This is a genomic window from Enterobacter sp. RCC_40 (genome assembly GCF_041360735.1).
In the GTDB taxonomy this organism is placed as follows: Bacteria; Pseudomonadota; Gammaproteobacteria; order Enterobacterales; family Enterobacteriaceae; genus Enterobacter; species Enterobacter ludwigii.
Window position 1 is genome coordinate 270,596 of the sequence record NZ_JBFUPR010000003.1, and the last position, 12,570, is coordinate 283,165.

Annotated in this window: 12 protein-coding genes; 3 read left to right on the top strand and 9 right to left on the bottom strand. The window is 54.4% G+C overall.

All coding sequences use genetic code 11. The features are described 5' to 3' along the window. The first annotated feature begins 36 nt into the window (after window positions 1-36). Together deoB and deoD are read left to right on the top strand one after the other, a co-directional pair. Window positions 37-1,260 (top strand): phosphopentomutase, encoded by a 1,224-nt coding sequence (gene deoB, locus AB6731_RS13585; protein WP_020885280.1) that lies wholly within the window; start codon window positions 37-39, stop codon window positions 1,258-1,260. Between the two features lie 104 nt (window positions 1,261-1,364). Continuing rightward, the gene (gene deoD / locus AB6731_RS13590) at window positions 1,365-2,087 is read left to right on the top strand and encodes a purine-nucleoside phosphorylase (protein ID WP_013095492.1); all 723 of its coding nucleotides are present in this window, start codon (window positions 1,365-1,367) and stop codon (window positions 2,085-2,087) included. 46 nt (window positions 2,088-2,133) lie between these two features. Here the strand turns inward: deoD and AB6731_RS13595 are convergent, their stop codons facing one another. The 9 genes from AB6731_RS13595 to AB6731_RS13635 form a co-directional block, all read right to left on the bottom strand. Then, window positions 2,134-2,838 (bottom strand): DUF1120 domain-containing protein, encoded by a 705-nt coding sequence (locus AB6731_RS13595; protein ID WP_025205508.1) that lies wholly within the window; start codon window positions 2,836-2,838, stop codon window positions 2,134-2,136. Window positions 2,839-2,955: 117 nt separating this feature from the next. Then, entirely contained in the window at window positions 2,956-3,525 is a 570-nt protein-coding gene (locus tag AB6731_RS13600; protein ID WP_371006478.1) for a hypothetical protein, read from the bottom strand. Beyond that, entirely contained in the window at window positions 3,522-5,936 is a 2,415-nt protein-coding gene (locus tag AB6731_RS13605) for a fimbrial biogenesis usher protein (RefSeq protein ID WP_371006479.1), read from the bottom strand. Before AB6731_RS13605 ends, AB6731_RS13600 begins: the two co-directional genes overlap by 4 nt. 15 nt (window positions 5,937-5,951) lie before the next feature. Further along, window positions 5,952-6,656 carry a fimbria/pilus chaperone family protein gene (locus tag AB6731_RS13610; RefSeq protein ID WP_044867940.1) on the bottom strand — a complete coding sequence of 235 codons (705 nt, stop codon included), beginning with the start codon at window positions 6,654-6,656 and terminating at the stop codon, window positions 5,952-5,954. Window positions 6,657-6,727: 71 nt separating this feature from the next. Continuing rightward, window positions 6,728-7,444 (bottom strand): DUF1120 domain-containing protein, encoded by a 717-nt coding sequence (locus AB6731_RS13615; RefSeq protein WP_014168534.1) that lies wholly within the window; start codon window positions 7,442-7,444, stop codon window positions 6,728-6,730. 251 nt (window positions 7,445-7,695) lie between these two features. Further along, window positions 7,696-8,406 (bottom strand): DUF1120 domain-containing protein, encoded by a 711-nt coding sequence (locus tag AB6731_RS13620; RefSeq protein WP_020885275.1) that lies wholly within the window; start codon window positions 8,404-8,406, stop codon window positions 7,696-7,698. Between the two features lie 271 nt (window positions 8,407-8,677). Next, complete coding sequence (locus tag AB6731_RS13625) at window positions 8,678-9,370, bottom strand: DUF1120 domain-containing protein (RefSeq protein WP_047356952.1); 693 nt, start codon at window positions 9,368-9,370, stop codon at window positions 8,678-8,680. Window positions 9,371-9,778: 408 nt separating this feature from the next. Continuing rightward, the gene (gene lplA / locus AB6731_RS13630) at window positions 9,779-10,795 is read right to left on the bottom strand and encodes a lipoate--protein ligase LplA (protein ID WP_059306847.1); all 1,017 of its coding nucleotides are present in this window, start codon (window positions 10,793-10,795) and stop codon (window positions 9,779-9,781) included. A 39-nt stretch (window positions 10,796-10,834) separates the two neighbouring features. Then, window positions 10,835-11,479, bottom strand: a complete 645-nt coding sequence (locus AB6731_RS13635) for a YtjB family periplasmic protein (protein ID WP_020885273.1) — start codon at window positions 11,477-11,479, stop codon at window positions 10,835-10,837. Window positions 11,480-11,596: 117 nt separating this feature from the next. On the opposite strand from AB6731_RS13635, the gene serB reads away from it, so the two are divergent. Further along, window positions 11,597-12,565 carry a phosphoserine phosphatase gene (gene serB / locus AB6731_RS13640; RefSeq protein ID WP_020885272.1) on the top strand — a complete coding sequence of 323 codons (969 nt, stop codon included), beginning with the start codon at window positions 11,597-11,599 and terminating at the stop codon, window positions 12,563-12,565. The last annotated feature ends 5 nt before the right edge of the window (window positions 12,566-12,570 follow it).

Genomic DNA, 12,570 nt, shown 5'->3' on the forward strand with positions numbered 1-12,570 from the left:
CGATAATTTTTGAAGCACTACGTACGGAGAACAATTATGAAACGTGCATTTATTATGGTGCTGGACTCATTCGGCATCGGCGCAACCGAAGATGCAGAACGTTTTGGTGACGTGGGTTCCGATACCATGGGTCACATCGCTGAAGCCTGTGCGAAAGGCGAAGCGGACAACGGTCGTAAAGGCCCTCTGACTCTGCCAAACCTGACCCGTCTGGGTCTGGTAAAAGCCCATGAAGGTTCTACCGGTAAAATTGCAGCCGGTATGGACGGCAATGCGGAAGTGGTAGGCGCGTACGCCTGGGCGCACGAGCTCTCTTCCGGTAAAGATACCCCGTCTGGCCACTGGGAAATCGCCGGCGTGCCGGTTCTCTTCGACTGGGGTTACTTCTCCGATCACGAGAACAGCTTCCCGCAGGAGCTGCTGGACAAGCTGGTTAAGCGTGCCAATCTGCCGGGCTACCTCGGTAACTGTCACTCTTCCGGTACCGTGATTCTGGACGAACTCGGTGAAGAGCACATGAAAACCGGCAAGCCGATTTTCTACACCTCTGCCGACTCCGTGTTCCAGATTGCCTGCCACGAAGAGACCTTTGGCCTGGATAAGCTTTACGAGCTGTGCGAAATCGCACGTGAAGAGCTGACCGAAGGCGGCTATAACATCGGGCGCGTGATTGCACGTCCGTTTATCGGTGATAAAGCGGGTAACTTCCAGCGTACCGGTAACCGTCATGACCTGGCCGTTGAGCCACCGGCACCGACCGTACTGCAGAAGCTGGTTGACGAGAAAGACGGCCACGTGGTGTCCGTGGGGAAAATTGCAGACATCTATGCCAACTGCGGTATCACCAAAAAAGTGAAAGCCACCGGTCTGGATGCGCTGTTTGACGCCACCATCAAAGAGATGAAAGAAGCGGGTGACAAGACTATCGTCTTCACCAACTTCGTGGACTTCGACTCCTCCTGGGGCCACCGTCGTGACGTGGCCGGTTATGCCGCGGGACTGGAACTGTTTGACCGCCGTCTGCCGGAGCTGATGGAGCTGGTGGGTGAAGATGACATTCTGATCCTGACCGCCGACCACGGCTGCGACCCAACCTGGACCGGTACCGACCACACACGCGAGCACATTCCTGTGCTGGTGTACGGCCCGAAAGTGAAACCTGGCTCACTGGGCCACCGTGAAACCTTCGCCGATATCGGTCAGACTATTGCGAAATACTTTGGTACGTCCGACATGGAATATGGCAAGGCCATGTTCTAAACACATCCGGGCGTATCCCCTCTCCCTTCGGGAGAGGGAGAACACCATGCAGGCCGGGCAGGCGCCGCCGCCACCCGGCAAAAACACGATAAAAGGAACTGAAGATGGCAACTCCTCACATTAATGCCGAAATGGGTGATTTCGCTGACGTCGTATTGATGCCGGGTGACCCGCTGCGCGCGAAGCACATTGCAGAAACTTTCCTCGAAGACGTGCGTGAAGTGAACAACGTTCGCGGCATGCTGGGCTTCACCGGTACGTACAAAGGCCGCAAAATCTCCGTGATGGGTCACGGTATGGGTATCCCATCCTGCTCTATCTACACTAAAGAGCTGATCACCGATTTTGGCGTGAAGAAAATCATTCGCGTAGGCTCCTGCGGTGCAGTACGTATGGACGTTAAGCTGCGTGATGTGGTTATCGGCATGGGCGCGTGCACGGACTCTAAAGTTAACCGTATGCGTTTCAAAGACCATGACTTTGCCGCCATCGCTGACTTCGGCATGGTGCGTAACGCGGTTGACGCCGCAAAAGCGCTGGGCGTAGACGCACGCGTGGGTAACCTGTTCTCAGCTGACCTGTTCTATGCACCAGACGGCGGCGAGATGTTCGACGTGATGGAAAAGTACGGCATCCTGGGTGTGGAAATGGAAGCGGCAGGGATCTACGGTGTCGCGGCTGAGTTTGGCGCGAAAGCACTGACCATCTGCACCGTGTCTGACCATATCCGTACGCACGAGCAGACGACCGCTGCTGAGCGTCAGACCACCTTCAACGACATGATCAAAATCGCGCTGGAATCCGTTCTGCTGGGCGACAAAGAGTAATGTTGTACTGCCGGGCGGCGTTCGCTGCCCGGCATGCTCTTCCCGGTTACAAATACACCACGCTGATGGTCGCCTGACCGTCAAACTCCGTATCTTCTGTTAAAGACAGATTCTTCAGATTCTCGACCGCCAGCGACACGTTCAGCGGGAAAGAGACGCTGGTGACCGCCATCGGGTCGTTTTTGCCCGCCGGTGCAACGCTCATCAGACCCAAATCCTTATTGGCGATGGTACCACCGTTGGCTTTCTGCCAGCGGCTCACGCCCGCTCCCGCGGTCACGGCCGTACGGATAGGCTCAGCGTTATTGCCGTTCGCCGTCACATCGCCTGGCGTGGTGTAAATGGAGTACGCGCCGATGTTTTTACCATCGTGCGTTTTGCCCAGCCCAAAGGTGCTCATCGCACCGCGAAGTTCACCGCCGTTAGCATTGGCGTTTTTCACCTTCAGGTTACTGCTGCTGCCCGTGCTGGCGTTGGAATCGGTACGGTTATCCGCAATGCTCCAGCCCACCTTTGTTGGCGTTGGGCAGTTGATCGTCAGCATCACCCCTTTTTCGCCCAGCTGCGTAGCCTGGGTTTGCGACAAATCGCCAATATGAATCCTGCCAAAATCGATCACGCCATTATTGCTCAGCTCCGGTACACACGAGGCACCGGCAAGCGAGGCTTTGACTTTCAGCACGGCGGTATCGCCCGCGTGTGCGGATGTGGCCGCCAGGGCCAGCGCGACAACGAGTAAACATTTTTTCATTGTTAATCCTTAACATAAATAAAAAGCATGACATTGCGGGGTATTAACCCGTCAGTATTTGTAACGGTAGTACTTTTCTACGCTTCACGCAGGCAGGTACCTGACGCGTGAATGGGGTTATTCCTGTGTTAATAATTCCCAGGCCATATTGCTCTCAAGAAGGGTATTGTCAGCAACATGACGAAGCTGGTTGTTATTAATGACGGGAACAATCTTAAGGGTGAAGCTCATGTGTTTACCCCGCACCGGCACGGCATTTTGCCGGGCAACGAGACCTTCATTATTTTTGATAAACGCGCGTTGCGTCGGGCTGGAGGAGGGCGTAAAACCGATACGGTCCGTCGTTTTCGCCAGCGTGCAGGCATGCCCGTCAACCACCATATTGTCGGCAATAATGGCCAGTCGCCCGTCCTGACCAAAGAGAACCCCCCCATTGACGCCCGCAGTGGACTGCAGAAACAGCGCCATCACTCTCGGCTCCGGGCAGAAGACGTTGGCTGTGATTTCTTTGGCCGGCATCCGGTTCCAGTTCTTCTGCGAGGCGGCGATATCCGACGGTTTGAGTTTTCCAAACGAGACAACAGGCTGCGAAAACGTAACCTGACACTCTTCACTGGACGCGCGTGCGGAGAAGAGCAAAATCATGCTGGCAAACGCCGCGAATAAAAGGGAATAACAGGTTTTCACTGGCACATTCCTTCTGCTTTTTCGTAATAGGACTCGGTATTTTTTTCTTCGCTGAGCGAATACGTGATGTGGCAAATTTTTGCCATGTTGTCGTCCACCACATACAGGGCGGGCGCATCCGTGGCGTCGGGAATAAACACGCTGCCGTTATCCATTACGCTCACGATATAACGACTGTCTTTATCCACCACGCTAAGCCCTCTGGCGAGCCATGACCCGTCAGGGCGTTTCACGCTAAGCATTAGACGACGCGTGTTCAGCACGTGGAAATCCACCTGCGCGAATGAGCCGTAAGCTGCGGAAACGGTCTGTATCCCGTTCGATAAATCCATTCCCTGTGGCAGGGAGCTGGCATCAATGACAATCTGAGAGGTTTGCCACTCGCGCAGACCCGGCACCACGGCTTGTCCCCACGCATCGGTCCAGACGGTTCCATCAGGCGTGGCGATTTGAATACCGCTTTCCGGCTCGCTTAATCGCGCAATGCCAAAGGTGTCTTTAATCGGGTAGGGTGCAAACGTAATGCCATGACCATGCAGGGCGATGCCGCCACTGAGGGAGGTGCTGTAATTATGCTGGTTCCCGTCGTTCAGCCCTGCGGCCATGCCCAACTGTGTGTAGTGCAGGTTGGTGCTGACATTGCCGTTAAACGACGGGGTCTTGTCCTGATTGTCGCGATCGACCGAGAGGTTGTAATTGGTGTTTTGACCCCACGATCCGCTGTCCTGAATACCGAGGTTTTGTTTTTCACCCTGGCTGCGCATATAGGTACTGATGCGCTCAGTACCAAACGGAATGACCAGATTAAGATAGAGCAGGTCGCCATCACTTGTGCCGCCCTTCTCCGTCTCACTGCTGCTGAGGGCGTGCTGCCAGTTCACTGAGAGCGACGTGTGCCCCAGACTCTTGCCCCAGGAGACCATCAGGTAGCGGGAGCTACTGCTCTCTTCATCGCCAGCATTCTCGCTGTACTGGAAAGAAAGCGAGCCAACCCATGCGTTGTTCCAGTTGAGGCTGGTATTCCAGGCGCTTTGATAGCGCTGGGATTCAGCGTCCATCGCCTCGTTTAACTCCCGGTAGCCGGTGCTGTAGGTTGATGCGCTGACCCCAAGCGTGAGTTGCTCGGGCAGGGAAAGGTGACTTTGCAATTCTATCTTGCGGCCATTTTGTTGACCGTAGAACTGCGCGCGGCTCATCTGAACGCTGGGAGAAAGGAGCCAGTACTCGGCTGGCGACCATTCCAGCATCGCCCCGAGGGCCTGATACTGCTCTGCCAGCACGCCCGCCGTGACGCCGGTGAGCTGGGGCGTAAACCGGGTTCCGTCAGAAAAATTAAATACCCAGGGCGACCCTTGTTCATCCCCGGTATCGCGAACTTTACCCAACGAGACGCTGAGCCCTTCGGTGCGCGTCATCCCGCTCACGTTCAGTGAGGAGGAGGGAACCGTAAACGTCGTGGTGGAACCGTCGGTTTCGACCACGCTGATGTCCAAATCCACGTTGCCACGCACCACCGGGACATCGGTCAGAGTAAACGGACCGGCATTCACCAGCGAGGAATAGATAACCTGCCCGGACTGACGAACGTCAACGCGCGCCTGGTTGGTGCGGGCGATGCCGGAAATGGTCGTCGCCGGAATATTCGGTTGCAGGCCCGTTTCCGGCAGGAACTGAACGCCATTAATTTGTGCGCCACTGAACAGCGCCGAGTTGACGTTAATCTGCCCCGCCTGAATGCGAAGTTTCCGTTCTTCGAAGACGTGTTCCGCGTAGGTATAGAGATTCTCTGTGCTGCGGGTTCCGTTATCGTCGGTCAGGATAAAGTTGCTGCGCAGCGTCCAGTTCGCCACGTTGAGACCGGCGCCAATATTGCCCTGGGAAAAGGTACTGTTTCCACCGCTGCCGTACTCGTTGTAGTTGCTGAACGCACTGTAATTGATAAGACCCGCCGCACCGCCGTGCGCGTAGTATTTCGCGGCATAGAAACCATTGTCCATCGCCTCTGCGGGAACATAAATCTCAAGCGACTCCGCGTTGGGTAGCAGAGTGACGGTGGCCGTCGGGTAATCTTGCAGAAGACTATGGCAGGGCTCTTTTGCATCGATATTCAGCGGAAGAAGACCTGCCGCACGGGTAAAGTCATCATCCAGACACAGTTGCCCTTCCTCTCCCACGCGGATCGCAAGCGTACCTTTATCGACGCCGTTAATTTTTACCTGCACGGCATGCGGCCCCGGCAGGTATCGCTGGGCCTGGGAGAAGTAGTGGGCGAGGTTGGTGCTGATACCGCGGGTCGCCAGAATATCGGTATTAAAATCCATACCGGCCGCCAATACCGACTGGGCGGGCAACGTCAAAGCCCCCAGTATGGCGGCGCGAAGCGTCTGATTACGCAAAGAGAACTCAATCACCAAAACATCCCTGTCTTACTGGCGCGTCAGGGAAGCGGTAAAGCTCTCAACTTCAATCCCGTAACGGCTGGCCGGATTGAACTCAATGGCGTTATCGGTGCCATTAACCGGGGTGTCGGTCTGCACCGTCATGGTCTCTCCCGGCAGGATAAACGTCTTGTTGACCAGACCTTCCGTATGCGAAGGCAGTAAGGTGACAGAGGTGGAGAAACGGACCACGTAGGCGGACGGATTCTGCACCTTGACCTCTTTCCCGGTGACTGACCAGGTCAGTAATTTCCAGGCGTCGGTGACCACCGGCAGATCTTTGGGATGGATCAGGACCGGTAAATCCTGACGCAGGTTGATCCCGACCTTCACGTTTTTATCCGTGCTCTTGGGCGGAATACCTTCGAACACCACGCGTTTGTACTGTTCAACGCTAAGCGGTTTGTCGGTTTCAAGAATAAAGCGAACCTGTTGCTCCTGGCCTGGCTCGAGGCGCACCACCGGTTGGGTGACGTTGAGTTTTACCCCCTGGTCGCCCCCGATATCCCGGATGGAGGTGTAAAGCAGGGTGGGAATGCTGTCGGTGTTTTTCACGCTCATGACACCGCCGTGGTTCGCTTCGTCAATCAGCAGCAGGGTGGTTTCAGGCACCATTCCGGCGGCAAAAAGCGAAGCCGGAAGGGCGAGGCACAGTGAGCAGATCAAACGTGTTGATGTGTGGATCGTAGACATAGTGGGTTTCATTCGCTGGTCAGGAAAAAAACTCCCCATGTAACTGGAGAGTTTTGCGTCAGGGGGCTGGATTAGAGGTAAACTAGGGTGATCGTTGACTGGCCTTCAAGCTCGGTTTTGTCGGTCAGGGTCAGCTTGTCGCTTGGGGCTACGGCCAGCGCAATCTTCAGCGGGAATGCCGCGCTCATGAAGGCTAAAGGCGCACGCTGGCCGCTTTTGGAAACGGTCATGACGTCGGTGCCATCGTTGGAGAGGATGCCGCTGGTCCACATGTTCATCCAGCTTCTGCTGCTGATCGTGCCGCCGGTATAGAGGGTAGCCGCGATAGGCTGTACCGCCGCGCCGTCTGCGGTAACGGAGGTCAGGTAGGTAGAAATGGCATACGCACCAATGTTCTCGCCGGCGCTGGTTTTACCTACGCCGTTCAGTTGACTGGAGCCAGATGCCTGGCCACCGTTTGCGGTAGCGTTATCCACGTGGAACTGGTTGGCTGGCAGGCTGGCACCGGCGTTGGAGTCCGCACGATCGTCGTGAAGCGTCCAGCCCACGCGTGTGGCGGACTGGCACTTGATGGTCAGGGTGACATCTTTATGACCTGCCTGATATGGCACGCTGGAGGAGAGGGAGTCCAGACCGATTTCACCGAAGTTGGCCAGACCCCCGTTGCTGATTTCCGGCACGCAGCCTGCGCTGGTCAGTGAGCCCTGTACTTTGAGCATGGCGGTCGGTTCTGCGCAAACGGCTGTTGCCGCCATGGATAGCACGGTGGCAAGAAGAAGCTTTTTCATTGTTATTCCTTAACCTGAAAGAGAGTGACTAAAAAAGATATTTTTAGTCCGCAAAGTGCTTGCATGAATACACGTGTTAAATAACAAGCGCCGCTGATTCTATTAATGATTCACAGAATGCAATAATTAGATTTTCTAACGAGCACATTGAGATTTTATTAAGTCATTACAATCATATATGAATGGATTTATATTCTGCTTTAAAACGGCGGAATATCCCGCCGGAGAAAAGAAAACATGACCTTAACGTATCAGAGATAAACCAGCGTAATGGTGGTTTCGCCGCTCAGCTGAGCTTCATCGGTCGTGGTCAGGCGATCGGTATTCACAATGGCCATCGAGACTTTAAACGGGAAGACGACGTTGGTAATCGCCAGCGGAGAAGATTTGCCTGGGGTGGTCGCCGTCATAATTTCTGCGTTACCGTTGGCAATAATACCGGTACTCAGGTTACGCCACATGTATTCGCCATTGCTGTTGACGTACGCCGGGGCATAAATAGCCTGAGCCGGAAGACCATTGGCGGTAACTTCATTCACGCGCGTTGCGATGGCATACGCCCCAATCTTTTCGCCCGCCGCCGTGGTGCCAACGCCATAGGTCGTACCAGCGCCCCAGGCATCACCCCCGTTATCCGCCGCATCGCGGATGTAGAACTGGCTGGACGTCAGGTCATTTGCCGCATTGGTATCTTCTTTATTGTCCGCGATGCTCCAGGCCACTTTGGTCGCTGAAGGGCAGGTAATGGTTAACGACATGTCCTTTTGACCCATCTGATTCGTCTGGGTAGGAGAAAGTTGATCCAGGGCGATGGTGCCAAAATCGATAGAACCGCCATTGCTTAATTCAGGCGTACAGGACGCATTATTCATTTTGCCTTTCACCTTCATCACAACGGTAGAGTCGGCGAGCGCAGCGTGAGAAGCCACGGCAATCAGAGTGGCGAGAAGAAGTTTTTTCACTGTTATTCCTTAACCAAAAAGTGGACATTTTCTTGTGTGCGTGTAATTAACGTATTGATTCACAAGCGCGGGAATTCTATTAATGGGCAGAGTTATTTGTGAAATGAGAAATTCTACACTCGGTTGTGAGTTTAATTAAGGGATGTAAATACAATCATGTATGTATTTACGTCTTGCGAATAATATGATGGATGCAGTATGAATAAAGGAATAAAAAACGGCGAATTAAATTCGCCGTCAGAGATACGTTATCGCCTGAGCGATAATTTAATTAGAGATATTTCAGCGTAATGGTCGCCTGACCATCCAGTTCGGTATCTTCGGTAATGCTCAGTCTGTCGGTATTTCTGATTGCCATGGAGACTTTCATTGGGAATACGGCCTGGGTAAAGGCCATCGGCACGAGTTCACCTGGTTTGGCGACGGACATGGTTTCGTAGTCATCCAGAACAAGACGACCCGTCGTATTTTTTTTCCATTTAGTCAGATTAGTGCCTCCCGCGGTAATCGCATCAGCAGGTGCGCCGTCTACCGTGACATATGGCAGGTTGGTATACACTGACCATCCGCCAATCTTCTGACCTTCTTTGGTAAAACCTAAACCGCTTGTGTACTGAGGGCTGAATGTCGAGCTGCCATCAACGGCAGAATCATCGACTTCAATATAATGGCCGTCAGCCAGACTGTCTTTGCGGTTGTCGTACATTGTCCAGCCGACTTTGGTCGCAGAATTACAGGTAATTGTCATGGTGATATCACGCTGGCCGAGCTGGTTATCCTCAGTCGCGCTCAGTGAGCCCATTGATATTTTGCCATAATCTACTGCACCGCCGTTGCTCATTGTAGGAGTACATGACGCGTTGGTCAGTTTGCCTTGCACTTTCATGACGGCGGTGTTAGCCGCATGGGCTGCGGTCATGGACGTTGCCGCAGCGATGGCCGCGACAAGAAGAATTTTTTTCATTGTTGTTCCTTAACGAAGAGAAATTATAGAGCTGTCGACTAGTAATGTAATCAATAGGTTTTATATATGGGTGTAACCACGGGCGGTAGTATATTGTGGCTGCTCTAAATGGTGTATTTAGAATTTCTAAACGGGCAGTAATGAAAATATAAAAGCATAGATGGTGTGAATATTTTCACGCATTTTACGGGCATATTTCCGCTTTTATTGTTCAATTTATTATTGAAAGTTATTAGCGGTTTTCGTAAGGCCGGGAAGCATTCAATGCCCTTCCCGACGATAATATAATATTTTTTAATAAGATGGGGCAGGCTGGATCCCTGAAGCCTGCTTAAAAAATAAGAATAAGAGGTTATCGCGTAAACAGGTTACATCACTCACCCGGCGAAGCACGCCGGGCAACATAGTTTAGCGTACGGCCTGCGAAAGCCAGGCAGAAAGCTCGCCCAGCTCAATTGCCTGATCGGGGAACTCGCCACGTAACGCCTCACATGTCAGCTGCACCGTGTCGGCACGATACAGGCAGCCCTGTAAGCGGCTGGCCAGCGCCTCCAGCGGCGCAGGGTTCAGGCTGTCCGTAAAGACCTGTGCCCGGGTAATGTGGCCTTTTTCCACGTCAAAATGAAGCTCCACGCCGCCCCAGGTGAAGCGCTCGTCCAGCAGGTGCGAGAAGGCCGGCGCCTGACCAAAGTTCCACTCCCAGCTGCTCTGACGGGCAAAGGTTTCCGCAAAGTTTGGCAGGTCAGGGGTGTTATCCGGGGAGATCACTTCGGCTTCGATCCGCTCACCGTAGTGATCGAAAAACGCTTCGCGGATAGCATCGCAGATCTGTTCGTGGGTGATGCCCGGCAGTAATTCGATCAGGTTGGCGACGCGGCCTCGCACGGAGGTGATACCTTTGGCCTGCAGCTTTTTCTTATCGGGATTAAGGTAATTCGCAAGACGGCTGAGGTCGGCATTCAGCAACAATGTACCGTGATGGAACCCCCGGTCCAGGGTTTCACGGTAGGCGGAGCCGGAGACTTTGCGATCCCCGTCGGGGGTTTTGACGACCAGATCGTTGCGGCCTGACGCTTCGGCAGTCACGCCCAGCGATGTCAGGGCGTTAAGCACAATCGCGGTGGAAATGGTTTTATCGTATTCAGGTTTGCCCGCCATAAAGGTAAAGCAGGTATTGCCGAGGTCGTGAAATACCGCGCCGCCGCCGCTGCTGCGTCGCGCCAGGCGGACGTTATCCTCTTCCATACGCCGGGTATTACACTCTTTCCACGGATTCTGCGCACGGCCAATCACCACCGTATCGGCGTTGCGCCATAAAAATAACACCCGTTGAGTGGCTGGCATCTGACGGAAGATGCACTCTTCTACCGCGAGATTGAACCAGGGATCGTGAGAGTCAGAGATAAGCAGGCGTAACGTCGTCATGGCAAAGTTCCTTTTCCGAATCGTAAGCCTACTTTATCACTATTCTTTCTTATCGCCCTCGTCCTCTTCGGGCACCGATTTACTGGCGGTCAGGAGGAAAGGCGATTGCTGCCAGCGGGTGCGTTTACCCTGCAGCAGCGTGCGTGCCAGCACCACACCGATGGCCAACGAGAGCAGCAGCATCAGGCGCAAAATATTGGTGGTATTGTCCACCTGTTTTGCTTCGGTGGGCAGGGTGTGGGTGTCGAGCGTCAGGCGCAAATACCCGAGCGGACCATTTTTCCCCTGCACGGGTTCGACGATCTGCTGATTGAAATAGCCGCCGGCTTTTTTGCCGTCCAGCGCCAGCCTGTCACGGACGTCAACGTGCTCACCGGCACGGGCGATCAAGTCGCCCTGTTCGTCGTAGACACCGGCATCAAGAATGCGGCTGTTTTCGGTTAACTGGCGTAATATCTGACCTATGCGCTTCTCGTCCGGCGTTTCGGTGCGCATCGCCGGGGCGATGTTGAGCGTGACCTGACGCGCCAGAGTACGCGCCAGTTCCTCAAACTGCGGGTTACGTTGCCGCTGGTGATTCTGGCTGAACCACGATGCTCCTTGCATCAGCGCGACCAAGAGTGCGAGACATATCAGGACAATCACGGCACGATGAAGTCGGAATTTCAGTTTTGCGCGAGCCATATTCCACCTGCTGAAAATTTACGGCTTAATGTTGCCAGAAGTGATGGTTACAAGGTAGCCTCATGCGTTATTTTCCCTCTGGAACCTTCCGGCGCGAACGAATTCACAGGAGCTTCAATGCCGAACATTACCTGGTGCGACCTGCCTACGGATGTCTCTTTATGGCCAGGATTGCCGCTCTCTTTAAGTGGTGATGAGGTGATGCCTCTGGATTACCACGCTGGCCGTAGCGGCTGGCTGCTGTACGGACGCGGCCTGGACAAGCAACGCCTGACCCAATATCAAACCAAACTGGGTGCAGCGATGGTCATCGTGGCGGCCTGGTGCGTAGAGGATTATCAGGTCATCCGCCTGGCAGGTTCCCTGACGCAGCGCGCGACCCGCCTGGCGCATGATGCCGGCCTGGACGTGGCGCCTCTCGGCAAAATTCCACACCTGAAAACGCCGGGTCTGCTGGTGATGGACATGGATTCCACCGCCATCCAGATCGAGTGCATCGACGAGATCGCCAGGCTTGCCGGCAGCGGCGAGCTGGTGGCCGATGTGACCGAACGGGCAATGCGCGGCGAGCTGGATTTCACCGCCAGTCTGAGACAGCGCGTGGCGACCCTGAAAGGGGCGGATGCGAACATCCTGCGCCAGGTGCGTGATGAGCTGCCGTTAATGCCGGGGCTGACGCAGTTGGTGCTGAAGTTAGAAACGCTGGGCTGGAAAGTGGCTATCGCCTCGGGCGGGTTCACCTTCTTCGCCGACTACCTTCGCGACACGTTGCGCCTGACCACCGTGGTGGCAAATGAGCTGGAAATCATGGACGGCAAGCTGACCGGCCAGGTGATCGGCGATATCGTGGATGCCCAGTACAAAGCCAATACCCTGACCCGTCTGGCGGAAAAATATGAAATTCCTGTCGTCCAGACCGTTGCCATCGGTGATGGCGCGAACGACCTGCCGATGATCAAAGCGGCAGGCCTTGGCATTGCCTACCATGCCAAGCCTAAAGTGAATGAAAAGACGGAAGTCACCATCCGTCATGCTGACCTGATGGGGGTGTTTTGCATTCTCTCCGGCAGCGTGAATCAGAAATAACGAGG

Bases quoted from the DNA above. Each gene is read 5' to 3' on its own strand.
- deoD (WP_013095492.1), top strand. From the start codon at position 1,365: ATGGCAACTCCTCACATTAATGCCGAAATGGGTGATTTCGCTGACGTC.
- lplA (WP_059306847.1), bottom strand. From the start codon at position 10,795: ATGACGACGTTACGCCTGCTTATCTCTGACTCTCACGATCCCTGGTTC.
- AB6731_RS13595 (WP_025205508.1), bottom strand. From the start codon at position 2,838: ATGAAAAAATGTTTACTCGTTGTCGCGCTGGCCCTGGCGGCCACATCC.
- AB6731_RS13615 (WP_014168534.1), bottom strand. From the start codon at position 7,444: ATGAAAAAGCTTCTTCTTGCCACCGTGCTATCCATGGCGGCAACAGCC.
- deoB (WP_020885280.1), top strand. From the start codon at position 37: ATGAAACGTGCATTTATTATGGTGCTGGACTCATTCGGCATCGGCGCA.
- AB6731_RS13610 (WP_044867940.1), bottom strand. From the start codon at position 6,656: ATGTCTACGATCCACACATCAACACGTTTGATCTGCTCACTGTGCCTC.
- AB6731_RS13635 (WP_020885273.1), bottom strand. From the start codon at position 11,479: ATGGCTCGCGCAAAACTGAAATTCCGACTTCATCGTGCCGTGATTGTC.
- serB (WP_020885272.1), top strand. From the start codon at position 11,597: ATGCCGAACATTACCTGGTGCGACCTGCCTACGGATGTCTCTTTATGG.
- AB6731_RS13625 (WP_047356952.1), bottom strand. From the start codon at position 9,370: ATGAAAAAAATTCTTCTTGTCGCGGCCATCGCTGCGGCAACGTCCATG.